Source organism: Bacillus sp. FSL K6-1218 (assembly GCF_038006445.1).
Classification (GTDB): Bacteria; Bacillota; Bacilli; order Bacillales; family Bacillaceae_G; genus Bacillus_A; species Bacillus_A thuringiensis_S.
In genome coordinates this window covers 2,019,815-2,046,547 of sequence record NZ_JBBOVE010000001.1, presented here as the reverse complement: position 1 = coordinate 2,046,547, position 26,733 = coordinate 2,019,815, and the positions used below count along the sequence as shown (strand labels likewise).

The following is a 26,733-nucleotide window of genomic DNA, read 5'->3' as shown; positions in this document are numbered from 1 at the left end:
TTAATTCAAGAATACCTTTATATTCTTCAATAAAACAAAAATTAGGGTTTTACTTTTCATATCTTTATTACTAAAAGTGTACTAAATTATTATTGTGTATCTACTGCAATTTTTATTTCAACATACTGTAACTCTTCATCACCACTAAAAATATGGTAAATAGGTGAGATCATATCAAGTTCATTATCTTCCATATACTGAAGAATCTCAGCATATGCATACTCTGTTAATGTTTCAAAATCTCCTGCATATCTTTTCATTAGCATGTTATCAACATAGTAATAACTTCGAAACTTCATTGTTTCTGATTTAGGAATACTACTCTCATATACTGGCATAAATAATTCAATAAACATATCTCCATCTGATGGTACATTTTTCAGCGCATAAAACATTGGGCCTTTGACCGTTAAATTCGCTTGCGCAATTTCTGTCAATAAATCTTCTATTACTTTTTCCATATCAGTATAGTGAAAAAAACATTCTTTCGATACAACATTTGTATAAGCAATGCTTTGTTCCTCAACTATCATCGCACTAATTCACCTACTTCAATAATAGGAGCATAAATATCCAACCACATATCACCATATACATCTAAACATACGTGATAAAAGCTACTATCTAATTTCATATGATTCTGTTCAGCAAATTCATTTAAAACACGATAAGCGTCTTCAATATCACCATCTTCATCTGAGAATCTAACACAAAGTGCTTCTTCAATAAGAATTGCATCAATATACTCATAAGGTGAATCCTCTTCCATATTTACCCTTCCATTCACTGGGACACAATACATATATTCACCATATTCCGGTTCATTCTCTAATGGTGAATACGTAAAAAGAACAGGTCCTATTGGGTATATATCGTTATGAACTACTTGATTTCTAAGTGCGATAGCTGGTAATAACCAATCATCTTTTTTTACAATTTGAGTGATGCTTATTAAATTTAAAAGCGATAATGCTTTATACTGAACTTTCATAATCTCTACCCCTTATACAATGATTTATTTCTTCACAAATAGATTCTTCCACACATAAAAAAAAGTTTATGACTATTATTTACAAATATCATTTCAGTTTTTGTTTCGCTTTTGTTCTTTTTCTATTATTCTTTTTCTATTCGCTATGAATTCTTGGCGCTTCTTTTCATGTTGTTCCCACGTAATATTAAATGATGGGAATTTGAAGCGACAATACACCAATAGGACGAATTCTGCTGATACTACAGCGAATATATATAATATTATTGTTTGTACAATATAAATTGCCATTTGGCTAAATGTATAATTAAGATTTAAAAAAATTAATATAAGTAGAACCATTACACCAATTGTCATTCCAATCAATAAATATAATTTTGCGTTAGTAAAAAATGAGACAGCTGGTCCTTCCGATTTATATCCTCCATGTTTTGCCTTTTTAAAAACATTAATTGTAGTTACAATGTGAGTACAAAGCGCACCTAACATTATTAAACCAATATAAACTAACGTTTTATTATTACTTGGAAAATCAAACATTCCTTCAACCATCATAACGATAAATGGTAATGTTGCTAATTGAAAAGAATAAAATAAAGTCACGATGGCTTGGAGTTTCTGTAATTTAAAAGCAACCTTTGAAGACATGAAAATTATTAAAAAAATCAACTCCAAAATGTATAACTTTACCTCAGTTCGTACCAAAAATGTTTCAAATGGTGTTAAAGAAATCTTATCACCGTTCAGCAAAACACCTAAAAACATGATGAGCATTGGTATAGAAGTATATGCAAAAACTCCCCCATAAAAGATTCTTATATAATCCGGACTTAATCTGTTTCTATTTTCAATTTCAAAAAGGCCCAAATCTTCTTCCTTTATCTTTAGCATTCATTTATCCTACCTTCTAATTTTATATAAATTACCAAAATATTGATTTTAATTTTTTCAGGACCTTTTCATTTTCTTTCGTAAACTCTTTATAATTTCCAGACTTTAAATTATCGTTCATATTTACTGCCCATTTTACTAATTTCTTTGTTCCGCTAACTACACTTTCACCTCCTAATATGCTAAGTTTCTCATTCACCAGTAATGAGGCTCCAATCCCCACCACTGCACCTATAGCTCCTCCTGCCAAGGTTCCAAGTGGTCCCACAGCAGTCCCAATCGCTGCTCCAGTTGCTGCTGCTCCCGCTGCATATGCTAAGTCCACACCTGTATCTAATGCAACATCTCTTACATCCTGTAGCTGAAATCCATCATCTTGTGACTGTATAATATTATCTACAACTGTCAACCCCGTTCCAATAATTGCCACACTTTTGAAGAGCGTCCCAGTACCTTTGAGTTTTTTAAATGTCTCTGGCCACTTCTTAAAATTGAATTCGTCAATGCTCTTTTGAAATTCGGTCCCAAATGAATCTGTCCATCTATTTTTAAATGCTTTTAAAAAACCTCCTGCATTCCGAGTCATCATAAAATCTTCAACCGCTTTAAATTCAGGCAATTTATAAATATCTTTTTTTGCTTGTTTTATTACATTTCTTGTTTCGTTGTTGTAATTGACTTTAAATTTATCTTTAAAAATAAATTTAAAAATAGCATCTTCATTTGCATCTGAAGCTAAAAGTTTGGAAGCCGCTACAATATCGGCATCGTTTAAAGTTTTAAATACATATGCCCCTTTTCCTTTTCGAGCATCAACATGAAAATCAACACCAAACCCCAAATTTTTTTTCATGTAAACAAGGCGTAAATAACCAGAAAATAATCCGACTACTCCTTTTTTCACTTTACCCGTATATCCCGCAATCTTTTTAGCTACTCCAACTATAGATGCAAAGGTTCCTTCAGACAGAAGTTTTTCGGTTGTATCACTAGAAAAGTTCCCTTCAGTCTCTTGTATTTGTCTCATAGCACCATCTAATCCGCGTAACATGTCATCAAAATTTTGAAGATCATTTTGTTGACTATTGTAAGCCTCTAGTTTTTCTAACGTATCACTGATTTCTTTTTGACTTTTTTCAACCCCTTCAGAAATTCCTGATGATGGGGGATAATGGATCGGAACAATATCATTAATTGAACTGATAGTCTGTTGGGCTAACTCATTCGATTGATTAAAACTGTTACTATACCCATTAATTTTTTGCTTTACATTATCTAAATAACTCCCATAAATCTTCGTATCTGCATCACTATCAACAGAACTATTAAAATCTTCTAATGCTTTTTCAAATTGCATACTTAAGCTTTCTGCTGCGACCATACAACCTGAAATAACACTTCCATGAACTCTAGATAAATGGCCTTTAATTCCATCAGCAGCAGCACCTTGAAATGAATTAATCTCACTAAAATCCGCTATCTTTCCTAATAATGATTCAAACTGTTGATTCAACTCAGTGGCACTTGCTTGAAATCTATTTTGAAGTTCTTTTACTTCTTGTAACTCTATATTTTTATCCACGTTTCTCCCTCCTTATTTTGCATGATAATTTGAATCTATCATTCTTAATTGCTTCTCAAGTTGTTCGTCTTTTTCAACTATTTTCTCCCCAGTTTGTTGTATTTTATTTAAGTCATTTTCTAATATCTGTTCGTATCGCTGCACCTTTTGAGATAACTGTTCAATTGCTTCACAATATTGAATCAGCCTAGTCAAATTCGTACGATGTAACTGCATACCATTAAATTTAGTCTTACCTAAATCACTAGCACCACTTTTCAAATCACTTACTTTCGCATCAAATACCCCTTTATTTAATTTAATTTCCCCCATTTATCATTTCCCCGCCTTCTGTACTTCTACTTGAATACTAGCGTCAACCATTGAAACACTTCTACTTAGAGAAAGAATACTAGACTCACATGTAGCGATTTCTCTTTCAAGCCGCCGTATAGCTTGATCGATGTCTTCTTGCACTCTCCCTAGTTCTCCAATAAATCTCCCTAAATTAGAAATGACTTGTTGTTCATACGTTTCTTTAAAAGTAGTTGCTCTTTGCCCCTTCCAACTACTCTCGTTTATTTCTAAAGACTTAAACTGCTCTTGATTTTGTTTAATTGCTTCAAGATTATTTACAAATTTCCCTTTAGCAGTTATTAGCCTTCGTAGTTTCATTTGTAATTCAGCCAATTGCCCTTGTTGATGACTTATACTACTTAATAAACCAGATTTATGACTATTTAATTCCTCTATCCCCATGCAAATCCCCCCTTAAATAGTTGGCACTTTAATTCTAGTAGCAAAACGATTTTCAACAAAATAGCCTTCAAATGGGTTTAACTTTGTACTACTTAAATCTTTATTAGATACATCGAAGACCATTTGGCCTGATGATTTTCTAAGTAAAATAACATGAGATTGCGTTTTTATTGTTTTTGAAACTAAGTCGTATCGGCTGTCAATTGAATCGACATCACAGCCAATTATGAAGTGGATGCCCATAAATGCACCATTTGTTATTAATTCCGCTAAACTATATATATCGCTATCTTCTAAATTACTTAAAATATCATTTACATCTGCAATTACGATTACAATTGGCTTAAATTTCTTAATAAATTCAGCTGGGTTCACTGTTTCACTTGATGCTTCCTGTTCCTCTTTAAACGCTGCTTCTCTCGATTTATAAGCATTTGTAACTTGTTTAATCGTTTTCTCAATTCCTGTTTTTTCAGCTACATATAAAGCCGCACTCTCTCTATAGTTTGAGAAATTGCGTGTTCTTGTATCGATTAAGCCTAAGTCAAAGTGTCCACTGTCAGCTAACTGTTGAAGGAATTGATGAACTACATTTTCAACTTCGTCTTTCTTGATTCCCCCTACAACAATATTAGACGCTTCCGTTAAATCTAATTCGAGAGGCGTAACGTTTTCTGTCTCTACACCAAATGTTAGTTTGCCTGCTTCAATAATTTTTCTTGTTTCTGGCCATGCAATAAATTCCTTGTATTCCAGAACTTCAGGTACCATAGGAATTGCTTTCGGTCTTTCTCCATCCCAGAAGGAATCCATCTCTTTTCCTTCAGCTTGTATATTTTCAATTCGAGTAAGGACATCTTCTCCATTTGTCGGTAAAGCTGTTTGGAAGATTGTTGGTTCGTCAATTTTAACTAAACCACGGCCTGCTAATTCTTCAATTTTTAACTCTGTTCTTCCTACAATCGCTCTAGATTCTGCCTCATCTATCATATATAGAGCAATTTGTAGTTTAATATTTGTATTTACTTGTACTCTCAATGCATTTTGACGTGTAGCCGTAAGCATTAAATGAATTCCTACTGCTGCCCCTTCACGTACAATTTGTGCAACAATGCGTTCAAAGTCTTCGACAAATCCAGCTTCTCTAACAGCATCATAGTTATCTAACGTAATTAATACTGTTGGTAATACTTCCTTACTAGCTCTCTCATACATTTCAAGACTCGCAACTCCATATTTACTTAGCAATTGCTTTCTATCTTTTAATAAGTCTTCTATGCGACGAAGAAACTTCTCGCATTTTTCAACTTGGTCTAATGTAATGATGTCCGCCACATGTGGTAATGATTTTAATGGCATTAAGCCATTTGTTCCGAAGTCTAATAAATACACATGCAAATGCTCCGGACTATGCTGACGAGCTACATCCATAATGACTGATTGTAAGAATGTTGATTTTCCGTAGCCTGGACTTGAGAAGACTGCTACGTGTCCGTCTTTACTAATATCTAGTGTTAATGGTGTTTGTGATTGTAATTCAGGCTGATCTAGTAGACCAATTGTTGCTTGTAATGGTTTCTTTTCTTTCGTCCATGCTTCTTTGAACTGAATAGCATGTAAGTCTTGTAAATATACGCTTTCTGGAAGTGGTGGTAACCACGGTCTTGCTAATGCTTCAATTTCATTTATTTCTGCGTAATCGTGAATGTAGTCAATAACAGCATCCAGTTCAGACGGTACGCTTATTACTTCTTTACTGCTACCAAGTCCACTTAAGTCTTCACTTAATATTTCATATTGTCCTAGATCATTTATTGCATAGATTGTTGCATCTAAATGTTCTTTATCCTCTTTATTTTCTACATAGTCTGCTCCGCTCCAAGCTGATTGGAATAGTTCATAAATTTCATTATTCCCAACTTGTAAGTAAGCACGTCCTGGTAATGTAATTTCAGCAGCATCTGGCGTTTTTAAGATTTCATTACTATCTGACGTATTTTGAACTTTTAATGCTAGTTTGAATTTCGAGTTACTCCAAATTTGATCATCTACAACACCACTCGGTTTTTGCGTAGCTAATATTAAATGGATCCCGAGTGAACGACCGATACGCGCTGTTGAAACTAACTCTTTCATAAATTCTGGTTGTTCTGACTTCAATTCCGCGAATTCATCACTAATTAAAAATAGATGCGGCATCGGCTCACTTACTAAGCCTTCTTTATACAGTTTTTGATACTGATTAATATGGTTTACATCATTTTCACCAAATAATCGTTGTCTTTTCTGTAATTCAGCTTTAATTGATGCGAGCGCTCTCATACTTTGTGCTCCATCTAAGTTCGTAATTGTTCCTAATAAATGCGGTAAGTTTTTGAATAAATTCGCCATTCCGCCGCCTTTATAGTCAATTAGTAAAAAGGCTACTTCGTACGGGTGGAAATTGACTGCTAGAGATAAAATATACGATTGTATAATTTCCGATTTACCTGAACCTGTTGTACCTGCTATTAATCCGTGTGGTCCGTGTGCTTTTTCGTGTAAGTTTAAGTTTACGATATCTTCTTTACCACGTAATCCAAGTGGTACAGCTAAAGATTTATGCGCTGCATTTTTCTCCCAACGACTTGTGATATTCAGTTCTTTTACTTTTTCAACGCCGTACATTTCTAAAAATGTTACGCTTTCTGGAATACTATTTTTTAAGTTTTGCAAATGATTTAATGGTGCTAATGCCCGTGAAATATCTTCTAAATTGAACCCTTTCGGTACGTGATTTAGTTTAAATTGACGATTAACAAGCTCTCCTTGCTCTAAGATGATGTTCCCTTGTTTTGCATCTCTTATATCTATTACCGTTTTCACATGCTCCGGTAAACTTTGCATAACATCTTGTACAAATACAAGTGATACACCTAATTGACTTGGATCATCATTAAAGAATTCCATAACAACATGGTCTAATATTAGTTTTTCATCTGTAATGAGAACGACATAGTGCGGTGCAAAGTACATTTTTTCATTAGTAGAACTTTTTTCATCTAGTTTTAATTTTCGTTCTTTCAATATTTGATACAAACTATTTAACACTTGATCACGGCTACGATCATGGTATACAAATCCACGTACATTTATATCGCGAACACTTCCATGAGGTAACCAGCGCATCCAATCCCATTTTTCTTTTTCTTCTTCAGGAAAAATAGTAATAAACTGCAAGTCATAATAACTATGGAATAAAGCCGTTTGTGCAACTAATAATTGTAATTGCTCTAACACTAAAGAGCGTTGACCAATATAACCGACTGGTCCATTCATTAAATCTGTTACAACTGGTACATCTTCCAATGATAGATAACGCTGTCTTAGTTCACGTGCTATATCAATTAATTCATCTTTCGTTTGACTAAATTCTTCTTCATTAAATTGAATTTCAAAACTCGTATTAGCTTGTCCTGTTCCAACGCTAAATGTTAAGAAATCATGATGTAACATTGTTTTTTCATAAATTCTAGGATTTACTTGAACTGCCATATTACGTATTACTTCTACATTTGGATTGTGATAATGTAATGCGTGACGCTGTTTTTCACTTTCTGCATGTAAATCTTTCGTTTTTTGTTTTATATACTCTCTATAGCTTTTGTCACGTTCAACAATGTCGACTTTATATTGCTTCAAATTTTTAATATACGATGTGACAGAAACAATGATTGTTACTAATGTCATCGCAATCGATGCGATAATAAACATTCCATATTTCATGAAAATTGCAAGTAATACGGTTACGACAATCATGACAAGTGAAGGTGCAATGATTCTTGCTAAATGCTCCGTTGGTTTTGATGGCATACTTGAAGGCTTTGCAATTGTCATTTTCTCTTCTGGTTCACGATAAATAATACGCGGTGAACGATGATAGTCTGGATAACCACTTTGATAATTTGTTTCTGATTCTACTAAAATAGGTAACGCAGATTTCACTTTATCTTCTGAAGAAAGTACTTGAATGTCTTCACTACCAATCTCCAATAAAATACCATCAAAATATAATACGTCTCCTGATTCCAACATAACGCTATCTTTTAACTTCGTATAATTATGAAATACATCCCCGCCATACACGTTCACTTTAAAAGAATCGTACAACGTTTCGCGAGATAGCATTAAATCTACACTAGTCCCGGTAATAGAAATATCATCGTAATCGTTTTGACTCACTGTAAGAGAATGTTTCGTTCCGATATCAAACACTTTAGTTGTGCCAACAATAGATATAAAGATTTTCAAGCTCACATCTCTTGTTTTCCCAATCTCAATTTCCTTATTAAATTCTATTAATTGATCCTGTACCATCCAAGCATTTACTTCATTATTCCACTTTAACTCTACTTCTTGTTCTAAACTTGGATTCGTAATATCATTTGTCCACTCTTTTCCAATCGACACTATTGATTGCTCATTTGGATGTAATGTGCACTTATATATTTTGTCTCCATAAGTCAATACTAATAGTTGCTCCATCCGTGTTCACTGCTCCTTTTCAACTGTCTCATCAAGTGCTTACTCTTTTTTCTCTGTGTCCGACAAATTTTTATCGCTTGATGAATTGCCATATTTCTTTTTATATTCATCTAATTGTTGCTCATATGTTTTTAACTTTTGATCACGTTCTTCCCCTGATAAATCTGGATTATTTTTCAGTGATTCAATTTGTTTAACAAGGCCGTACATAATAAGCTGAGGATCATCAAGTGTCTTAGCTAAATCTAATGATTTATCAAAATTACCTTTTCCGTTATACATCCAATACAGCAAATACTTTTCATCACTTTTCAAACTAATGTTTTTCATAATCGATTTCTTTTGAGCTTCACCTAGTTTTTCAGCTGTAATGTATGCAAATGCTAACTCATATTTAGATGCAATCGGTAATGATTCAAACTCCTCTTCATTCAATTGCGTAATGACTTTGTCATAATCAGTTGCTATGAAACTTGCATTTGCTTCTAACAATTTATTTTGATAAGGAAATTTTATAAAAGTGAAATATATTAAAGGAGCAGCTAAAATAACTGTCGCCGCTATGAAGGAAAAAGCTAAGTATTTAAATGATTTATAGCTTTTTTTAGGTACTAACTGCATATTTTTTTCTGTTTTTGTTTGTTCCTTCTCAAAGCTGTCATCAAGAAACTGCAGTAATGCATCTAAGCTTTCCATTTGAGCAACGGTCTGTTCAAATGTTGTTTCTTTTGCATCTTTTAGTAACCCAGCATACAAATCATCAAAGTTATGTTTTTGGGAGAATAAAGCAATAATTAGACACTTATATTGTGTTAAAAATTGCTCTTCTAATAACGGGGTTGGCGGAACAATATCTCGAATTCCTCTATGTATAATACTTGGTATTAAATTAGCATTAAAAACTATATTGTCTGGATGTAAAAAGAACGTGATTCGTTTATTTAAATATTTACGAAACTGCGCAACATTCCGAAGTAGTCTTAATTTCTCATTTCTTCCAAAACGGCTAAGATCGTCCCACTTATATAATTTTTTATCTACTTGATATAGAAACGTAAACATATCATCCGTTTCTTCTATTGTTAATGGTACAAATTCAGATGATTCGCCCGTAATTATATCGAATTGACGGAAGTCTTTTATACGTGTTTGAGATTTGGTCATCTCCAATTTCCAATTTTCTTTTTCTATTTGAAATTGATAGTTCATTGCATCAATTTGAATTATTTTTTCCGTCATGTTTATCCTCTTCTCCTTTTCTTTATAACCCGTAATAACTTATTTTCAAATAACTAAAAGTAAAAAATATTCTTTATAAAACTTTCAAAATATCTCCATCTGTTATTTGGTGATCAATTAAACGATCATTATCTGTTAAAATAATTGACTTATTTTTCACTTTAATTACAAAATGTGAACCTTCATGATTATCAATCTTTAGCGTATCTAATAAGTTTTTCAATAAATATTTAATAGATTGGTGATTCGGAATACGCAAATCGTATGTATTTCCATTCCATTTACTAAAATCTACTGTGACATTGATATGTGTTTGTATTGCCATCACTTTACCTCCAACTTTTACGAAGAACCGTATAAATACCGATGCAAATAAGTAGAATGCCGCCGCCAAATAATAATATTATTGTTATACTAATTGGCTCTTCATTCATTGTTTCATTACTCGCTACTTCATCTGCACTTTTTCTGACAATGTATTCACTGCTAAACAAACTATTTTTCGTATCTTTAACACTATTATTCTCTTTTTGTTTTATAAAAAGAGAATCTCGCAGAGCTTCCATATCTTTTTGTTCTTTCTTTTTCTTTTTCTCAATTTCTTCTTCTATATCTTGGTTAAATAACTCAATTGATGCTTTATCTAATTCTGTTTCCTTATGTTCCTTTTTATTTTTTTCTTGGTCGCTTTCTTCAAGTCGATCCACTTTAAACTTAATCTTCCCATCATCACCAAGATAACTGTCAGCCGCGCTCCTTATCGGTAGCGCGACAAACAGTAAAAGGATAGAGAGAAATGATAACTTAGCCACTATGCTCCATTGTTTGATCATTTACTTCTTTTTCCTCCCATTTCTTATGCCATACAAATAGATTACTAACCAATCCAATAATGGCAATTACAAACAATACGACAAAAATAACTTTCCCAGTATCTTTACCACTAATAAAATCATTTAGAAAACTTTCTATATACTGAAGCGGTGAGAATTGACGTATCTTTCCGACAGACGACATTTGATCTACTTTACTTCCAACTGCCTCAGTTAAAAATAGGTACATGCTTAAAAATACTAATAGTATAAACATTCCTACCATTTTTATTTGTCGTAATAAGTAGGTTGAGACTAATACAAACGCCATCATAATAAATGTGATGAACGCAATCCATAGTAAACTTTGATCCTGACCGAACTTTAAAAGACGCCCAGAAATGATACCTATACTAATCCCTTCCACAATTGATATACCGAAAGCTACTACTGTAGTTGGTACATTCATATCAATTAATGAGAATTTCTCTTCAAAATGATCTGATTGCATTCGTTTCTTTTCTTGATTCGCAATTGCGTATGCTGTAAATAATGCAACAATGAAACAAGTTAATACAATTAAGTATGGTGTAAAAGCATTTCCTGCTACAATTACTCCATCATTTTGCTTTTGAACTGGACTAGCTAAAAAGTCATATAACATCTCATTTTGACGATCTCCAATACGGCTATTCGCTAAAATTTTCGTAAAGTTTTTGGAGAATGATTTATCATCTTCCATTTTCTTCGTAAAGTCATTTAATAATAAATCAGCTTTTGAAACAATTGTCGTTCCGCTGTCTTGAATTTCTTTTGCTTGTCCATTGATTTGATCAAATGTTTTATATACATCGTCTGAAGTTGCTAAACTATGCTTCGAACTTTCGACCAATGACTGACTTTGCATCATTAATGATTTAATACCAGAATCTAACGATAAAACAGCTGTTTGCTCACCAGCATGATTTGTTGTTACTACTTGCTGCTCTTCAACTAGCTTTAAGCTATTCTCACGCCATTTCGCTAAACCTTTTACATACTCACCTAAATTTTCATTCATACTAGTTGCTTGTTGCGTCGTTCCATTTAATTTCTCTGCTAGTAGTATTGAATTTTGATCCGCACTAGTAATGAATTGTTGATAAGAGTCTATTTTTTGTTTTAACCCTGTCATATCTTGCTTAACTTCTGTCGTAATACTAGATGACACAAGATTTGAAATTAAATCAATTAAGCTTTGTTTATTTAATACGTAGTACAAAGATTGATCCGTCGCAATTGCATCTAAACTTCCCTCTTCTAACTTAGGACCTACATCTTTCGTTCTTAAATCAATCCCATAATACATTTCGTAAAGGCTCATTAAACCTTGATAACTTTCGACTGTATCTACTGCTTCTTTTATTAATACACTAGATATATTTTTTGTTAATACTTCTGCTTTTTGATGTACAACTTGATTCGTTGTACTTTCAATAACTTTACCGTTATCTGTTCCTGTTTCGCCTCCTGGATTTCCTCCGGTTCCGTTATCTGTTCCCGTTCCGCCTCCTGGGTTTCCTCCGGTTCCGTTATCTGTTCCCGTTCCGCCTCCTGGGTTTCCTCCGGTTCCGTTGTCTGTTCCCGTTCCGCCTCCTGGGTTTCCTCCAGTTCCGTTGTCTGCTCCCGTTCCGCCTCCTGGGCTTCCTCCGGTTCCGTTATCTTTCCCTGTTGTGTTTTCCATTTTTTTAATAATAGGGTTTTTAGCACTGTGTACTAACGGCATTATGCCATACTGTGATTTATGAACCACATTTTCCACCTTGCTATTTTCCGTTTGTGTTCCTTTATCTTCTTTGTTAGGTTTTTCTTTTTCAGGACTAGTTTCTTTTTTATGAGTCCCACTCAATTCCCACTGCCACATTACAGGAGAGAAAACATCTATATTGATGTTTGAATCTTTTAACTTCACATGCAAGCTAATCTTTATATCCCCTTCATTACGAGGAGCTATTGTAATTTCTCCTGCTTCGCTTTGAAGAAAGTCACTTGTACGATCCACATCATCAATATATAAAGCTTCTGTACTTCCATCTAGTTTAAATTCTTCTGGAATCTTTATCTTCAAAATTTGCGGAGATTCCATTTTAATTACTTTAGCAGTATCACTAAATGTAATTCCCTCTGTATAAAGTCTATCCTTTACTTCTTTAATAGCGTTTCCTAAAGATACTTTATTTACAGGATCATAATAAAAATCATTTTCTTTATTATATTTTTTTGTAAATTGAATTACATTTTGCAGTTGTAATTTCGTTGTATCTGGTAAATCACTTTGACCGATTTCTTCCATGTTTAAACTAGGTAATTTCGCAATTAAATTCTCTATTTGTTTCTTTATTCGAACATCTGGTTGTTTCATTAATGTATTTATAAAGATTTCTTGCTTTCCATCATTCGACATAGATTGCTTTAACTTCTTAATTACCGTCTCTTGAATATCACTTTCTAACTTTCCAGCAAGTTCTGTATCATATTCAGACACTTGTTTTTTTACATCTGCTAAATATTTTTGAACTGCTGAAGCATCAGTTAAAATATTCGGTTCTTTCTCTGAAAACGTAAATTGATTTGAAATAATTTTATTAGCGGATTCCAATGCACTTAATTGCTTTAAAGCATCGCCTGTATTCATATCATTCATATATTGATTAAATTGATTTGTGAAATTATTCGCTAACAAATTATTATCAGTTTGCATTTTTTGAAAGTTATTAAAACCATCTAAGTACGTATTGTTAGATTTATTCCCCTCATCTAACGCTTGACCGAAACCTTTTAAAACATCCTGAAATCCTTTGAAACTATTAACAGAAATACCTGTATAATCTTGTACTGTTTTAAATTGATTTGTGTAATTTGCTAACGGACTATGTATATCTTTTTTATACATAGTTGTTTGAACGTTTCCTTTTTCAATTATTTTACCTATATTATCTTGTGCACCTTGTAGCTTACCGATAATACTCGCAAAATAAACGTCGATTATTTGCTTATTGAAATCTTCTAAAATAACAGAAGCTGTATTTTCTGCCTCAGCTTTCAAATCCTTATTCCCAGTTGCATTTACTTTGTAGTTTAACGTTAATTTCTCCGGAATCTCTGAATCAATCGCAACTGCCTTCCTAGAAAAATCATTTGGAATAACAATCATCATATTGTAATTATTATTTTTCAATCCATTTTCCGCTACCCCGCGACTAACTACGTACCATTCTTGTTTCATATTTTTATTTACATTTTTAACAAATTGATCTCCAAACGCTATTTTATTGCCCTCAAATACAGTGCCCTGATCTTCATTTACCAACGCAACTGTCATTTTTGGTGTAGTATTCTCATTAGCTTTCTTAACATTTTGATTTAATGCTAAATAGGAGACCCCTGTCGATAGTACAAGAGCTAAAATAATAAACAACAAGATGCTCCATTTGAACTTTTTCACTACTTATCACTCCTGCGACTGCAAGTCTATCTAACGAAAGACTTCGTATCTTACTCTAGTTTTAAAGTAATTTAGCCATACAACGTATGGCTGCATGGCTAAATTATATATTTCTTTTTATCTGTCTTATTGTAGACCGAAATTACGAGAAAGATCTTCGTCATGTCTAGCAACAGCTTCTGCAGTTTTATTAAGCTGCATATTAATTTCTTGTAATAGCTGTGCGAAGTTTTGTACTTTTGGCTTTAATTGATTGAACTGTTGGTCAAAACCTTCGAAAGCACGACCTTCCCATTCTCCTCTTAATTCATTTTGTAAGTTTTGTAGTTGACGTAAAATGTCCTCAATTTGATTTGCACCTTGTCCATATCGAGTCGCTTTCGATTTAAGCTCCTCTGGTGACATACGAATTTGTCCTGCCATTATTAAATCCCCCTTAAAATTAAAAAATAGTAAAATTAACCAATAATCAATTCTACAAATTGATTATATCAATAATTTAAAAATTTCTAAACAAAAAAATGATATTTTTCCAAAATTTCTCTTTTACTATAATAACGATATATTGTATAATATTAATTTATTTATTTTTAAGCATACTCTATCAATCTACTATAAAATAAAGGCAAACCATCTATTTTATACTTTATCGCTTTAAATTCCAGCGATAAAGTAGCCACTAAATCATTGTTTTCTCCCATTCAGAATATAATACTCACTTCAAAGTCATAATTACCTGCCTTTCAACAAACCCAAACTCTTCGTACATCTCTTTTGCAAAATTCCCAGCAAATACATTCAACCGAATTTCTAAATACTTCTCCTTTAATTCTTTAATACCAGCTTCCATCAGTTCTCGCGATAATCCTCTCCCGCGATATTCTGGGAAGACGTACAATTCATATATAAATCCAAGTTTTTCACGAGAAAAATAGTCTGTATTTTCCCCTATTAATATCCATCCCATTACTTTATTTTTTTCTTTAACGATTAAATAGTATGCTCCTTTTTCTACAATCGGCTTTGTAATTTCAATCGCTTTCTCGGTACTTAATTGACAATTGCCTCTCGTCCCTTCAAAAAGCGATTGAGCCGCACATTTTAATATTTCATTGGTATCTTCTTGATTCGCCTTAATTATCATTTTTCACAACTCCCCTTGAATAATAGGCATTACTATCGCTTGTTCAAGATTCTCCGCTTCCATAACAATTGCTGTTAATCCGTGTTCTGTACTTGTTTCATGGAGCTCTCCCTTTTCCCAAAACACAGCTTGTCCCGCCTCTATCTTTATCTTTTCTTTATTTACCCCACATACATATCCTGCTCCTTCCACAATAAGAAGCAGTTGAGATACAACTGCTTCATGATTACCGATGATTCCATTCTCGTGTAAATGCATAGCACCTATATGTATATTCCCTCGATGGTTTAATATTTTCGACATGATGAAATTAGATTGAAATACTGATAGGTGCTTTCCTACTTTTTCACTAAAATCAAAAATTTTCATTACTAGTCCTCCTTATACGTATAAAACCATCCTTACTGTCTGCATCATATGTCCTTCAAAGTCTTCTTCAAATTGCTCTAATTCAGCAAAACCTTTCGCTTCATAAAAGCGTTTTCCTTTTTCATTTGCTGCTTCTACATGTATGTACAACTTCCGTATCCCATTTAATGCCTTAATCCCTCTTTGTAATAAAGCACTTCCGATCCCTTTTCCTTGCTGATCTGGCAACAAATAAATCGCACCTAATTCTGCTTCGTTTTGTAGTCTAACAGGTGAAAAGTTCGCAAACCCTATTACTTCACCCTCTTCTTCCGCAACAAATAAATGTGTATTTTTAAGACGATATTTCATTTTTTCATCAGAATATGCCTCGTCTAAAAAGCTGTCTTGAATTTCTTTCGGAATAATGCCTTCATATGTATCATGCCAAGCTATTTTTGCTACTGATTGTACAGCCTGAATATCTTCTTGCTTCATTTCTCTAATTATATATGTCATCTCGATGTCTCCATTCTCTTTAAATTATATTCTGCTAATATACTAGAAGAAACGGCAGAACCATTTTCATAATTGACCTTAATTAATTTTAACTTTTCAATCGAAGCTGTTGTAACATCAAAATTCTCATATATATACTCCATCGCACTTAAAAAATGAGTTGAATTCAAATGATTCGCAATCGTACAATGCGGAACCCATTTTCCTGGTACATAATATGAATTTGAATTATCATGAAAAGTTTTGAAATGATCATGATAAAAATGATGAAGTCTCAATAAATCATCGGTAACAGTCGGCGCTAGAAAAATCGTACCGTTAGTAGGAAAGGTTCCAACAGAAGGAAAAGTGACTGCAGACATGTTTTCTTGAATAGCTACAAATTCCTTTAATTTTTCAATATACAAATTAACATCTAACTCATTATAATCTGCAATCGTAATATGAGGTTCTTCTCCAGCTAATTGATTTGTTCCAATTACATTTGTTAATTCATTTTGCAGTTCTGTAATTTTATCAGTAAATACACAATCGAATGTAGCAATAATAGCCTACAATCTTTCTCACCCCTTCGTTACACATAGTGCTTCCCATTCTTCACGAATTATTCCCATTCGAATAGAATCATAGTATGTTCCGTTATAATAACGACACTTTCGCATTCTACCTTCTAAGCTCATTCCTATTTTCTCTGCTACTTTCATCATTCGTTCATTGCCAGACCAAGTCGTGATTCCTACTCTACCAATCTCCATTTTTTCAAATAGCAAATCTCTATATAATGTCAATGCTTCTGTACCATATCCACCATTCCAGTATGTTGGCTCATAAATCACAACTCCCATCTCTAACCAACGCGTCGTTTTATATTCCCAATAAAACCCGACTGTCCCAATGATTTGACCGTTATTTTCTATAATTAAATTTGACAGTGGTTCTTCTTTCAAACGATTTTGCATCTTCTCTTTATAGGAAGAGTATTCTTGCATTGAGAACGAGAAATATGGCGCATCCCATTTCTTCCATTCTGGGCTTTCTTCTTTAAATATGATATTCCATAATGTTTTTATATCCGATTCTTCTATTGTACGAATTGTAACTTTCTTCCCCTTTAATACAACGTTTTGCATAATTCCCTCCTGCATTCCTCTTTATTTCATATATAATTATAATGTTTTTTCAGAAAAATCAAAACTAATATCATATATTATATTGTATAATTTTGTTATTAGATACCAATTATTGATTTAGAAAGCTGGTGATTCAGTGAATAATCGATTTAGTATTGCTTTATTTCTCACTATTGTTACCACAAATATTATTCTATATTTCTTCTTACCATCAAATATTGTTACGAAATGGGACTTCAATGGAACGCCTACATCAACAATGGATAAAAGCACTTTTGTAATCGTAAATATAATTATATGTTCCTTCTTATTCTTTATATTTTTAGCTTTATCTAAAGCAGCGAGTAACCAGAAATTTCTCCATTGGATCGGCAACACAATGTTATTATTCTTATTTTTTGTCGATATTGTCATTGCTCTCATCGCTCTTGGCTTTTCACTTCCTCTCGATCATTTCATATTTTTAGCATTAGGGCTTTTATTTATATTAATAGGTTATTTCAGTTCCAAAATTGATACGACTAAATCAACCGTTTCATTAGAATGGAATGATAAGCACCTTGAAAAAAGAGCTTCAAATATTAGTAGTATTTCAATGATGATAGCAGGTATTTTTTTAGCGATACTTCCTTTTATCGTTTCTGCTCCCTATAGAGGTTATGGCATACTAGCAACTCTTTTAGGAATGACGCTTATCATTCTGCCGAGTACGATTTATTTACTTATTAAAGACAGCAAGCAGTCCACTAATTTAAAAGGTTAATTGAAATATGTGATTGTAAAATAGGTAATAAAAAATAGGAGGTTATCCCCTCCTATTTCAGCTCAATATATTATTTCCCTTTTTATTCACCTCAATCAAAATCCCTTTCTCTATCCACCCCTCTACGCCATCTTTTTTAATTAAATCATATCCTGAACAGCTATCATCAATGAGAGAAACGAGATCTCCCTTCCTAACGCTTATTTGCGCACAAGAAATATCGGTTTTCACTGTATATTCACCTGACTCAAGTTGTTTCATATATTCATTTTTTACAGTGAGCAAATTATTCGTTTCCTTTTGCTTACATACGGTGTAATCTTGCATCTTCTCGATAGGCTCTATGTAATAATACGGATATGTCACTCCGCCCTGCATTTCTGAATTCGCATTAAAATCCGCTATTACTTCATACTGTGGAAAATAGTCTACATATGTATAAGAAAACGTATCGCCCGTTTGTTTCCTCTGAATAATAAATGCATTTAATTGTCCTGCTTCTTTAATTGCATTTCCTCCATCAATTGCAATAATTTTTTTCTCCTTATCAATAACTGGATTGTTAGACGGTGCTTCTTCAGAATAGTTCACGACTGGCCAATGACCAACTATTACATACTTATTTGCTTTATGTGATTTATAAAAAAACTCCGGCATTGCTATCGCATTTTTGCGCTCTGTTTCTTTCCAATCTACTCTATCTTCTAGCCCAGCATGCACAAAAATATAATCTTCTGTTTCAATCGCTGTTGGCAACTCCGTTAGCCAATATAGTTCTTGTGAAAATTCACTTAGCAATGCTTCTTTCACTTCACGAATTGAAGTACCTTCATGAACTGAAAAATCCAATTGCTCTAGCCATTCATTAAAAATTGAATGCTTCCTCGTACATAAATAATTAATAAGACCAGGATTTTCATTTAGAAGAGCATCAACTAAAACTTCACAATTCCCTTCAACAACGTGAACATTTGAAGTGTTCCTTACAAGATTCATAACGTAATTTACTACACCTACGCTATCTCGTCCTTTCTCGCAAAGATCTCCATTAATAATTAAATAATCTTCATCTTTAAAGTTAACTTTATGTAGTGCTTCTTTTAAAAGATTTAATTCTCCATGAATATCCGATATGACGATAACTCTAGCATCATTAGGGATTGATAGTTTCTTTATTTTTTTCAAGTATAAGCGCTCCAATCATTCTCTTTATTATTACTTAAAACAATTCGATACAATAACACTATATAACCTTTTCAAATACATATACCATAACTTACAACCTATTTACGTTTCAATAATAACTTGAGAAATAAGAAGAAGAAGCTGTTCCCAACTTTTCGGGACAGCTTCTTCTTCTTATTTATAATTCTTTATGAAAAGAATAACTCACCTTATCATACCCTTCTCTTTCATAAAAACGATGAGCATCAATTCTTGAAAATGCTGACGTGAGGGCGATAGACTCACATCCGTTTTCCTTTCCCCAGTTCTCTATATACGAAAGTAATACATTTCCATGTCCTTTTGAACGATGTGCGTCTGCCGTTACAAGGTCATATACGAAAACGTGCTTCTTATTATAAAAGTTCGTACAAATCGCTACACCTGCAAGGCTAACAACTTCATCATCTTCATTACGCAGCGAAAATAGTTTATAATTTTCTTCTTTCATATTTCGAAATAAAGTGCCTGTTTCCTCTTTTGAAAGTTGTGTTCGTAATTGCTGTAAAACAGGTAATACTTCATGTAATTGCTCTTCTGTTACTACTTCTTTAACATTCATTTTTAACTCTCCCTTAACTATTTATTTAATTTTCTAAATGTTATATCATTATTATAGAAAGTAACTGCCCTTTACTTAAGTGGCAGTTTAAGTATTTTTTATAAGGCCAGTTTTAAAGGAGGGTTTTATATGGATTTTACTATCCCATTGCAATTACAAAGTAACACACCTATTTACTTGCAAATTTACGAATATATAAAAGCTGAAATTATACAAGGGGCTATTTCTGTTGGCACACGTCTACCCTCACACAGAAATTTAGCATCACAACTTACTATTAGCCGCATTACTGTTGAATCAGCTTATCAACAATTATTAGCTGAAGGTTATGTAGAAAGTAAACCGAAACGTGGTATTTTTGTAGCAAATTTCGATATTGACGTTATCCCAAATAAAAAACGAAATACAGCAAAGAAGACGAGCAATTTAATAGACGAAAAATTTGAATATGATTGTAGCCAAGGGCTTATTGATCAAACTACTTTTCCGATTACAAATTGGAAACGAGCATTACAAGAATCCATACTTACATACGAAAATGCACTATTTTCCAAAGAAGATCCTCAAGGTGAATTCGCTCTTCGAGAACATATATCAACATATTTATATCACTCGCGCGGTGTACATTCTTCACCTGATCAAATTGTGATTGGCGCCGGAACACAGCCACTTCTCTGGCTACTACTTCAACTGCTTGGCCCTACAAAAGAATACGGCATTGAAAACCCTGGATTTCACCGTATACACGCAATCATTAAAAGCTGTGATAGACAAATTCATCCCATACCTTTGGATGAAAAAGGGATTGATATTTCTAGCTTATACAATACAAATTCCAATGTCGCATACGTTACACCATCACACCAATTTCCACTCGGGATTATTATGCCTTTATCTAGAAGATTAGAATTGTTAAAGTGGGCTAATGATTGCAATGGATACATTATTGAAGATGACTATGACGGAGAGTTTCGCTACGCTGGTAAGCCGATTCCTTCTTTACAAAGTCTTGATTCAAATGAACGCGTTATTTATATGGGGACTTTCTCAAAATCTTTTTTACCTTCTTTACGAATGGGATATGTTGTTTTACCACCACATCTTTCAAAAACATATCAAGAACTGCATGGAATTTTTAAACAAACAGTGGCTACAATACAACAACTTGCTTTTGCTAACTTTATACAAAGCGGGAATTGGGAACGTCACCTTAATCGGAGTCGTACACTTTATAAAAGAAAACATCATGTGTTAGTAAAATCCATTATGAAAGAAATGGGAGCTAATGTTCAAATTCTTGGCGAACAGTCCGGACTTCATATTGTTTTATGTGTACATAACAGTATGAATGAAAATGAACTGATTGAATCCGCTAAAAAACAAAGCGTTAAATTATACCCACTTTCTCCATATGATTTCATGAATGATTTACGCAAGGAATCATATGTATTACTCGGTTTTGGTAGTATTCCGGAAAATAAAATTGAGCCGTTGGCTACATTATTGAAAGACGCTTGGTTCCCTAGTTGCAAGGAAACTTGTTAACAGTGGGTTTAACTTGTAACATACTAACAATTCAACAAAATAAAAAAGAAGGTTGTTCCAAAATAACTTTTTGGACAGCCTTCTTCTAGTTACTCACCTGACCTAGCTTTCCTTCCCGGACGTTTCACACCAGTCGTTTCTGTTGAATAGGAAGCTTCAATTATAGCGGTTGGATCTACAGAGAGAACGAGATCTTTCATTTTCGGATAAATGAATCGGTTTGTAATGCAATAAATGATTCTCTTATGCTCCCCTAAAAAACCACCTTCTCCATGTAGATACGTAACAGATAGTTGCAATTCTTTCATAAGTAAATCGCCTATTTCTTTATTCTTACCAGAAATAATCATAACGCTCTTACCTTGATTAATACCATCTAATATAAAATCAATCATCTTCGTAACAATATAGAAAATTGCTAATGAGAACATCGCTTGTTCGATTGAAAATAAAATGGCAACAAAGATGAAAATAACTGCATTTACTGCAAGTAAAAATGTACTAATTGGTACATTAAAGTGTTTATTCATCCAAACTGCTAACATTTCCGAACCGTCAATTGCTCCACCCATTTTAACAACAATCCCAACACCAATTCCGAACAGCACTCCACCATAGAGTACAATTAATAACTCAGAAGTCGTAATTGCAGGAAATGGTTTTAAATAAATTAATCCGAGTGTTGTAACTACATTCGCATAAGATGTACGGATAAAAAATTTCTTTCCCATTACTTTTGCAGTAAATAATAAAATTGGGATATTAATTCCTAAAAAAACGCCATAAAGCGGCAATCCTGCAACTTTATTTGCCATAATAGCAATAGCCGTTACCCCGCCATCTACTAATCCATTAGGTGCTAAAATAAGCTCTAATGAACCTGCTACTATAATTGAGCCAATTGTTAATAATACGTATTCAAATACTTTCTTCATTAATTACCCCCAAAACTTATATATTTTCTTAGTATTATTTTAACGTAATTTTACTACTAATTCAAAGGTATCGATTTATATACACAAAAGTTTCACCTTTATCGCTATTTTTATGTAACGCATGTAACGCGTAATACTAGAAACACACTTACAAATTAAAAGTAAGTGTGTTTTTAACATCTATTTAATCTTTACGTACGGATTCATTTTTAATTCAAGTATTTCCTCAACTGCCCTTTGATATCCACCAGCATTTCTAAGCGACTCTCCCACTTTACGACTATTTTCCTTAAACGTTACATCATCCATTACTTTCTTTACAGTCTCACGTAACAATTCAGAAGTTAACTCGTTACGATTAAGTCTTACGCCTGCCCCTACTTCAGTCAATCGTTTTGCAACGAATGGCTGATCTCCTGTTACCGGAATTACAACTAATGGTACACCGTAATATAACGCTTCACTCGAACTATTCATACCACCATGTGTCACGAATACATCAGCATGCTGTAAAACTTCTAATTGCGGGACATAATTATACAACTTAAAGTTTTTCGGGATATTTTCAAATTGACTTATATTTATCTTCTTACCAACGACTAATACGACTGTCGCATCTACATCTTTAAACGCTTCAAAACACTTTTCATACAGAGCAGGTTGTTCATTAAAAACTGTTCCCATAGAAATGAAAATTACTTTTTCATTTTTTAAATCTTCAGTAGGAAAACTCCCCACTTCTTTTCGAGTAGCAATTGATGGACCTACAAATTTATACGATTCATCAAATACATCTGAACGCGGCTGATATTCTTTTGAAGTATATACAATCGTAATATCACCAGGATGGTTCATAATATCATACATACTATTACATTTCATTCCATACTGCTTATTCCATCTTTCCATTCCCGCTAAACAAGATTGATATAATGGATTCATTTCATCTACTTGTCTCGATTCTTGCCCATCATGAAAATTAATGTACTGATTAACAGCAAACGTTGTACAAGATGAAACGCTTGGTAATTGTAAAATATTCGCTATAATACGCCCTACTGGAAAATGATTATCATATATTAAATAATCGTATTTTTCCTCTTTGGTTTCTTCTACAATTTGAGTAACAATACGCTCTGATGCTTCAATCATATGAGATAGCATTGTCAAAGGGCTCCCACCTTCATTTACTCGTTCCATAATATTAATTTGAGAGAGAAAATTCTCAAACACTCGGAATTCCGCACCTGTTGCTTCAACCTTCTTTCTATAATCTTCAATACAATAAGAAACAACTGTTTCCCCTCGCTGAATTAACTCACTTACAATAGCTAAAGTCGGATTAATATGACCTTCCCCAGGGAAATTTATTACGAGTACATTTGCCATAATATTCTCTCCTATCCAGTTAATATAATAAAATTAACAATTAATCATATTAATTAATTTAAGTCTATTATAAATGAATGCATTCTACTTCTTCATGCTTTTCTCTTCATTTTATTATTGAGAAATATTTTCAATACTCTACATTATTATGATTCACAATCTTATAAATGAATGCTTAATTTTACTTTTACTCTTCATAGATTTAAAGATACGAGTCTTACATTCAAGTATTACCACCATTATTTTCAGACAATTCATGCAAAAATAGAGAAATATAATATTTTTAATGAGTTTTCACTATAAATGTAAGTATGCTTTGAATCTTTTTATCTTTATCCTCATAACACATCATCTGTTATATAATAATTTTATAGAATTTACAGAAAAAGGAGTCTTTTCATGTTACAACAACTATTCAATTCACCTATTCTATCCGTTCAAGCCTTGCACCCAGGTTATGAAGATCATGCAAGTGATGTTTTTCTCGTTCAAACAGAAGATACAGAAGTTATCGTTCGTGCTTCTAAAATGAATGAAGAACCAAATAATGATTTTTGGTGGGGATGTAAAAATCTATTTGGAATTGATCCAAGGAACGTCCATCATTTAGAAACGGTACATACATTGCTGCAAGAACATACGAATCTTCCTATCCCAACAATATTAGAAAAACATGTTTTAAATGGCCGTGAATTTGTGGTGGTTGAAAAGTTAGTAGGTAACACAGTTCAATCTTTTATCGAGCAACCAGATTCTATTTTATTCAGCCTAGGAAAAGGACTTGCAGAAATACATAAATTTAAAGCCGATTTCATAGGAAATCCGTCAGGCACGTTCCAAGTTCCACTAGATGAATTCCAATCACATATTTTAAACATGAGTAAAGAGCTTGTGAATATTTTTTATTCCGATGATGAAAGCATACAAAATGCATTCCCTACCTTTGAATCACAACTTTCTTCCCTGTCCGTACCAAAGGAATCTACACTCGTCTTAATTGATATGGATCCTACTCAATTTTTATCTGACGGTACAACTATTACGGGTTTAGTAGATACTGAAGCTTACGCTGTTGCTCCGCGAGAGCTTGATTTTATCGGACTAGAATATGTACTTACCGAAAAAGAAGCACATGCCTTTCAAAGTGGTTACGAAACAATTATGTCTATTCCTCACTTAGAAGAATATAGACAGCCTTATCGTTATTTATACCGACTGTTATCTGTGCAAGGTAATGTGGAATTAAAGAAATGGTTAAGTCACCCAACCTATTTTTAAATACGAATGAGAGGGAGTATAACAATGGATATTCAGAAAAAGCGTTCTGTAACAGAAAGTGAAATACAGCAAATGAAGGATTTGGCTTATATTTGCGGGCAACAAGACAACCTTGATTACTCTTCAGATTTACATATCAACTTTTTAAAAAATCGAAATGAAGATTATATAAACGATTTTCTTCTTTATAACGGCACTCAATTAATTGGCGCTTTAAATATGTACGATTTCGAAAGACCAACAAAGCTTGAACTAATAGGCTTTGTACATCCTCATTTTAGAAAACAACGTTTCGGAACTATCCTTTTACAAACTGCAATGAAAGAAATACAAAATAGAGAGACAGATGAAGCTCTTCTTATTATTAATGGGGATTCTATTTCTGGGAATGAATTTGTAAAACATATAAAGTTACCATATTTATATAGTGAATATAGTATGGAGTTCAAAACAAACGAAATTCAAAAAACAACAGATAATAATATACAACTTACTCTTGCAACTTCAGAATCACTTCTTGATCTTATTGAAATTTCTAGTAAAGCTTTTGGTGATTCAGTAGAAAATACGGCTACATGGTTACAAAAAATGATGACTTCACCTTCTCATAAAGTTTACAGTGCTCTTGTCGATGAAAAAATGATAGGAACGATTACAGTTACTGAGCAAGATCATTCTACTATATTATCAGGATTCGCTGTCCACCCTTCCTATCAAGGTAAAGGCTACGGTAAAGCTATTTTAAACTATATGACACATAAGCTCTTCACAAATGGTGCTACAACAATTGAATTACAAGTTGAAACAAAGAATAACAATGCTTTGAAGCTTTATACACAATGCGGTTTTGAAATTATGATGAAGCATGATTATTATAATTTAATGAATAGCAAGGAGAATATTTATGTCTAAAAAACTTATTTATTCTGATTATGATATTTTCGCATCTATTTATAATAAACATTGGGGACATTTTGCCGAACACTCCTATCCAGCTTTTGAAAAACTCGTTTTACAATATGCACAACCACGTTCTCATATTTTAGATCTTTGCTGTGGGACTGGTCATTTTACTAGGAAACTACTTGATCATAATTTTGTAGTAACTGGTATAGATGGTTCTACTCAAATGATTGAATACGCACGTAAAAATGCGCCAAATGCAACCTTTATCGTCGATGACGCTCGCTATTTCAATATAAATGAGCAATTCCACTACGTCATCTCTGCCGGTGATAGTTTAAACCATATTATGAATTTAGATGAACTAAAAAATGTGTTTCAGAAAGTTTACTCCGTATTACATAACGAGGGTATATTCGCATTTGATATGAATATGGAAAAAGGATTTCTTGAAAACTGGATTGCTTCATTTCATATTTCAGAGAAAGAATATGTTTGTACGATTGATTCTACATATGATAATGAAAATAAAAAAGCAGAAATGAACTTTATACTATTTCAACATGACATAGATAATAATTGGACAAGAAGTGACTTTTCTTTTGAAGAAGCTTGTTATTCAAATGAAGAAATAATTTCTTCATTGGAATCCGTAGGTTTTAAGAACATTCAATTCCACGGTACAAATAGAGCATTTTTCACTTGCCAAAAATAAAAAAACTGAATCAAAAC

26 protein-coding genes are annotated in these 26,733 nt (G+C 33.0%); 5 read left to right on the top strand and 21 right to left on the bottom strand.

Annotation, left to right across the window (positions count from 1 at the left end; genetic code table 11):
- Nucleotides 1-89: 89 nt before the first annotated feature.
- The 17 genes from MHI26_RS10540 to MHI26_RS10460 all read right to left on the bottom strand — a co-directional run bounded on the left by MHI26_RS10540 (nt 90) and on the right by MHI26_RS10460 (nt 17,402).
- Nucleotides 90-533: a DUF5085 family protein gene (locus tag MHI26_RS10540; RefSeq protein ID WP_061667203.1), complete on the bottom strand. Its 444-nt coding sequence runs from the start codon at nt 531-533 to the stop codon at nt 90-92.
- A complete protein-coding gene (locus tag MHI26_RS10535) occupies nt 530-991 on the bottom strand; it encodes a DUF5085 family protein (RefSeq protein WP_061667204.1) in 462 nt (153 codons plus the stop codon). The genes MHI26_RS10540 and MHI26_RS10535 overlap by 4 nt, the downstream gene beginning before the upstream one ends.
- A 93-nt stretch (nt 992-1,084) precedes the next feature.
- Complete coding sequence (locus tag MHI26_RS10530; protein WP_061667205.1) at nt 1,085-1,882, bottom strand: hypothetical protein; 798 nt, start codon at nt 1,880-1,882, stop codon at nt 1,085-1,087.
- A gap of 31 nt (nt 1,883-1,913) precedes the next feature.
- Nucleotides 1,914-3,464 (bottom strand): T7SS effector LXG polymorphic toxin, encoded by a 1,551-nt coding sequence (locus MHI26_RS10525; RefSeq protein ID WP_061667206.1) that lies wholly within the window; start codon nt 3,462-3,464, stop codon nt 1,914-1,916.
- A gap of 12 nt (nt 3,465-3,476) precedes the next feature.
- The gene (locus MHI26_RS10520) at nt 3,477-3,776 is read right to left on the bottom strand and encodes a TIGR04197 family type VII secretion effector (protein ID WP_044307211.1); all 300 of its coding nucleotides are present in this window, start codon (nt 3,774-3,776) and stop codon (nt 3,477-3,479) included.
- Nucleotides 3,777-3,779: 3 nt separating this feature from the next.
- Entirely contained in the window at nt 3,780-4,202 is a 423-nt protein-coding gene (locus tag MHI26_RS10515) for a YwqH-like family protein (RefSeq protein WP_061667207.1), read from the bottom strand.
- Nucleotides 4,203-4,214: 12 nt separating this feature from the next.
- Nucleotides 4,215-8,726 (bottom strand): type VII secretion protein EssC, encoded by a 4,512-nt coding sequence (essC, locus tag MHI26_RS10510; protein ID WP_061667208.1) that lies wholly within the window; start codon nt 8,724-8,726, stop codon nt 4,215-4,217.
- 39 nt (nt 8,727-8,765) lie between these two features.
- Complete coding sequence (gene essB / locus MHI26_RS10505) at nt 8,766-9,965, bottom strand: type VII secretion protein EssB (protein ID WP_000136612.1); 1,200 nt, start codon at nt 9,963-9,965, stop codon at nt 8,766-8,768.
- A gap of 73 nt (nt 9,966-10,038) precedes the next feature.
- Nucleotides 10,039-10,290, bottom strand: coding sequence for an EsaB/YukD family protein (locus tag MHI26_RS10500; RefSeq protein WP_061667209.1), 252 nt, complete (start codon nt 10,288-10,290; stop codon nt 10,039-10,041).
- Nucleotides 10,291-10,294: 4 nt separating this feature from the next.
- Entirely contained in the window at nt 10,295-10,798 is a 504-nt protein-coding gene (essA, locus tag MHI26_RS10495; protein WP_000595661.1) for a type VII secretion protein EssA, read from the bottom strand.
- Nucleotides 10,770-14,261 carry a type VII secretion protein EsaA gene (esaA, locus tag MHI26_RS10490; protein WP_061667210.1) on the bottom strand — a complete coding sequence of 1,164 codons (3,492 nt, stop codon included), beginning with the start codon at nt 14,259-14,261 and terminating at the stop codon, nt 10,770-10,772. Before esaA ends, essA begins: the two co-directional genes overlap by 29 nt.
- A 126-nt stretch (nt 14,262-14,387) precedes the next feature.
- Nucleotides 14,388-14,684 carry a WXG100 family type VII secretion target gene (locus MHI26_RS10485; protein ID WP_000918601.1) on the bottom strand — a complete coding sequence of 99 codons (297 nt, stop codon included), beginning with the start codon at nt 14,682-14,684 and terminating at the stop codon, nt 14,388-14,390.
- Nucleotides 14,685-14,976: 292 nt separating this feature from the next.
- A complete protein-coding gene (locus MHI26_RS10480; RefSeq protein ID WP_000584232.1) occupies nt 14,977-15,405 on the bottom strand; it encodes a GNAT family N-acetyltransferase in 429 nt (142 codons plus the stop codon).
- Nucleotides 15,406-15,408: 3 nt separating this feature from the next.
- Nucleotides 15,409-15,774 (bottom strand): cupin, encoded by a 366-nt coding sequence (locus tag MHI26_RS10475; protein ID WP_000688076.1) that lies wholly within the window; start codon nt 15,772-15,774, stop codon nt 15,409-15,411.
- A gap of 12 nt (nt 15,775-15,786) precedes the next feature.
- The gene (locus MHI26_RS10470) at nt 15,787-16,272 is read right to left on the bottom strand and encodes a GNAT family N-acetyltransferase (RefSeq protein ID WP_061667212.1); all 486 of its coding nucleotides are present in this window, start codon (nt 16,270-16,272) and stop codon (nt 15,787-15,789) included.
- Entirely contained in the window at nt 16,269-16,820 is a 552-nt protein-coding gene (locus MHI26_RS10465; protein ID WP_061667213.1) for a 2'-5' RNA ligase family protein, read from the bottom strand. The genes MHI26_RS10470 and MHI26_RS10465 overlap by 4 nt, the downstream gene beginning before the upstream one ends.
- 15 nt (nt 16,821-16,835) lie before the next feature.
- On the bottom strand, nt 16,836-17,402 hold the full coding sequence (locus tag MHI26_RS10460; protein ID WP_061667214.1) for a GNAT family N-acetyltransferase: 567 nt from the start codon (nt 17,400-17,402) through the stop codon (nt 16,836-16,838).
- Nucleotides 17,403-17,538: 136 nt separating this feature from the next.
- Between MHI26_RS10460 and MHI26_RS10455 the strand changes: the two genes are divergently transcribed.
- Nucleotides 17,539-18,165: a DUF1648 domain-containing protein gene (locus MHI26_RS10455; RefSeq protein ID WP_061667215.1), complete on the top strand. Its 627-nt coding sequence runs from the start codon at nt 17,539-17,541 to the stop codon at nt 18,163-18,165.
- Nucleotides 18,166-18,222: 57 nt separating this feature from the next.
- Here the strand turns inward: MHI26_RS10455 and MHI26_RS10450 are convergent, their stop codons facing one another.
- Together MHI26_RS10450 and MHI26_RS10445 are read right to left on the bottom strand one after the other, a co-directional pair.
- Nucleotides 18,223-19,350, bottom strand: a complete 1,128-nt coding sequence (locus tag MHI26_RS10450; RefSeq protein ID WP_042972406.1) for a metallophosphoesterase — start codon at nt 19,348-19,350, stop codon at nt 18,223-18,225.
- Between the two features lie 178 nt (nt 19,351-19,528).
- On the bottom strand, nt 19,529-19,951 hold the full coding sequence (locus tag MHI26_RS10445; RefSeq protein WP_001101123.1) for a GNAT family N-acetyltransferase: 423 nt from the start codon (nt 19,949-19,951) through the stop codon (nt 19,529-19,531).
- Nucleotides 19,952-20,080: 129 nt separating this feature from the next.
- Here MHI26_RS10445 and pdxR point away from each other — a divergent pair, with 129 nt between their 5' ends.
- Entirely contained in the window at nt 20,081-21,496 is a 1,416-nt protein-coding gene (pdxR, locus tag MHI26_RS10440; protein ID WP_061667216.1) for a MocR-like pyridoxine biosynthesis transcription factor PdxR, read from the top strand.
- 89 nt (nt 21,497-21,585) lie between these two features.
- Here pdxR and MHI26_RS10435 read toward each other — a convergent pair whose 3' ends face one another.
- The gene (locus tag MHI26_RS10435) at nt 21,586-22,431 is read right to left on the bottom strand and encodes a YitT family protein (RefSeq protein ID WP_000755126.1); all 846 of its coding nucleotides are present in this window, start codon (nt 22,429-22,431) and stop codon (nt 21,586-21,588) included.
- 180 nt (nt 22,432-22,611) lie between these two features.
- Complete coding sequence (locus tag MHI26_RS10430) at nt 22,612-23,820, bottom strand: macrolide family glycosyltransferase (RefSeq protein WP_000024470.1); 1,209 nt, start codon at nt 23,818-23,820, stop codon at nt 22,612-22,614.
- A gap of 399 nt (nt 23,821-24,219) precedes the next feature.
- Here MHI26_RS10430 and MHI26_RS10425 point away from each other — a divergent pair, with 399 nt between their 5' ends.
- Genes MHI26_RS10425 through MHI26_RS10415 form a run of 3 tightly spaced genes read left to right on the top strand, consistent with a single transcriptional unit; the run spans nt 24,220 to nt 26,716 of the window.
- Nucleotides 24,220-25,098 carry a hypothetical protein gene (locus tag MHI26_RS10425; RefSeq protein ID WP_061667217.1) on the top strand — a complete coding sequence of 293 codons (879 nt, stop codon included), beginning with the start codon at nt 24,220-24,222 and terminating at the stop codon, nt 25,096-25,098.
- A gap of 24 nt (nt 25,099-25,122) precedes the next feature.
- On the top strand, nt 25,123-26,010 hold the full coding sequence (locus tag MHI26_RS10420) for a GNAT family N-acetyltransferase (RefSeq protein WP_000354417.1): 888 nt from the start codon (nt 25,123-25,125) through the stop codon (nt 26,008-26,010).
- Nucleotides 26,003-26,716, top strand: coding sequence for a class I SAM-dependent methyltransferase (locus MHI26_RS10415; protein WP_000038482.1), 714 nt, complete (start codon nt 26,003-26,005; stop codon nt 26,714-26,716). The genes MHI26_RS10420 and MHI26_RS10415 overlap by 8 nt, the downstream gene beginning before the upstream one ends.
- Nucleotides 26,717-26,733 lie beyond the last annotated feature (17 nt).

Bases quoted from the DNA above. Each gene is read 5' to 3' on its own strand.
- MHI26_RS10540 (WP_061667203.1), bottom strand. From the start codon at position 533: ATGATAGTTGAGGAACAAAGCATTGCTTATACAAATGTTGTATCGAAA.
- MHI26_RS10535 (WP_061667204.1), bottom strand. From the start codon at position 991: ATGAAAGTTCAGTATAAAGCATTATCGCTTTTAAATTTAATAAGCATC.
- MHI26_RS10530 (WP_061667205.1), bottom strand. From the start codon at position 1,882: ATGCTAAAGATAAAGGAAGAAGATTTGGGCCTTTTTGAAATTGAAAAT.
- MHI26_RS10520 (WP_044307211.1), bottom strand. From the start codon at position 3,776: ATGGGGGAAATTAAATTAAATAAAGGGGTATTTGATGCGAAAGTAAGT.
- MHI26_RS10515 (WP_061667207.1), bottom strand. From the start codon at position 4,202: ATGGGGATAGAGGAATTAAATAGTCATAAATCTGGTTTATTAAGTAGT.
- essC (WP_061667208.1), bottom strand. From the start codon at position 8,726: ATGGAGCAACTATTAGTATTGACTTATGGAGACAAAATATATAAGTGC.
- essB (WP_000136612.1), bottom strand. From the start codon at position 9,965: ATGACGGAAAAAATAATTCAAATTGATGCAATGAACTATCAATTTCAA.
- MHI26_RS10500 (WP_061667209.1), bottom strand. From the start codon at position 10,290: ATGGCAATACAAACACATATCAATGTCACAGTAGATTTTAGTAAATGG.
- essA (WP_000595661.1), bottom strand. From the start codon at position 10,798: ATGATCAAACAATGGAGCATAGTGGCTAAGTTATCATTTCTCTCTATC.
- MHI26_RS10485 (WP_000918601.1), bottom strand. From the start codon at position 14,684: ATGGCAGGACAAATTCGTATGTCACCAGAGGAGCTTAAATCGAAAGCG.
- MHI26_RS10480 (WP_000584232.1), bottom strand. From the start codon at position 15,405: ATGATAATTAAGGCGAATCAAGAAGATACCAATGAAATATTAAAATGT.
- MHI26_RS10475 (WP_000688076.1), bottom strand. From the start codon at position 15,774: ATGAAAATTTTTGATTTTAGTGAAAAAGTAGGAAAGCACCTATCAGTA.
- MHI26_RS10470 (WP_061667212.1), bottom strand. From the start codon at position 16,272: ATGACATATATAATTAGAGAAATGAAGCAAGAAGATATTCAGGCTGTA.
- MHI26_RS10460 (WP_061667214.1), bottom strand. From the start codon at position 17,402: ATGCAAAACGTTGTATTAAAGGGGAAGAAAGTTACAATTCGTACAATA.
- MHI26_RS10445 (WP_001101123.1), bottom strand. From the start codon at position 19,951: ATGAATGTTAAAGAAGTAGTAACAGAAGAGCAATTACATGAAGTATTA.
- pdxR (WP_061667216.1), top strand. From the start codon at position 20,081: ATGGATTTTACTATCCCATTGCAATTACAAAGTAACACACCTATTTAC.
- MHI26_RS10435 (WP_000755126.1), bottom strand. From the start codon at position 22,431: ATGAAGAAAGTATTTGAATACGTATTATTAACAATTGGCTCAATTATA.
- MHI26_RS10430 (WP_000024470.1), bottom strand. From the start codon at position 23,820: ATGGCAAATGTACTCGTAATAAATTTCCCTGGGGAAGGTCATATTAAT.
- MHI26_RS10425 (WP_061667217.1), top strand. From the start codon at position 24,220: ATGTTACAACAACTATTCAATTCACCTATTCTATCCGTTCAAGCCTTG.
- MHI26_RS10420 (WP_000354417.1), top strand. From the start codon at position 25,123: ATGGATATTCAGAAAAAGCGTTCTGTAACAGAAAGTGAAATACAGCAA.
- MHI26_RS10415 (WP_000038482.1), top strand. From the start codon at position 26,003: ATGTCTAAAAAACTTATTTATTCTGATTATGATATTTTCGCATCTATT.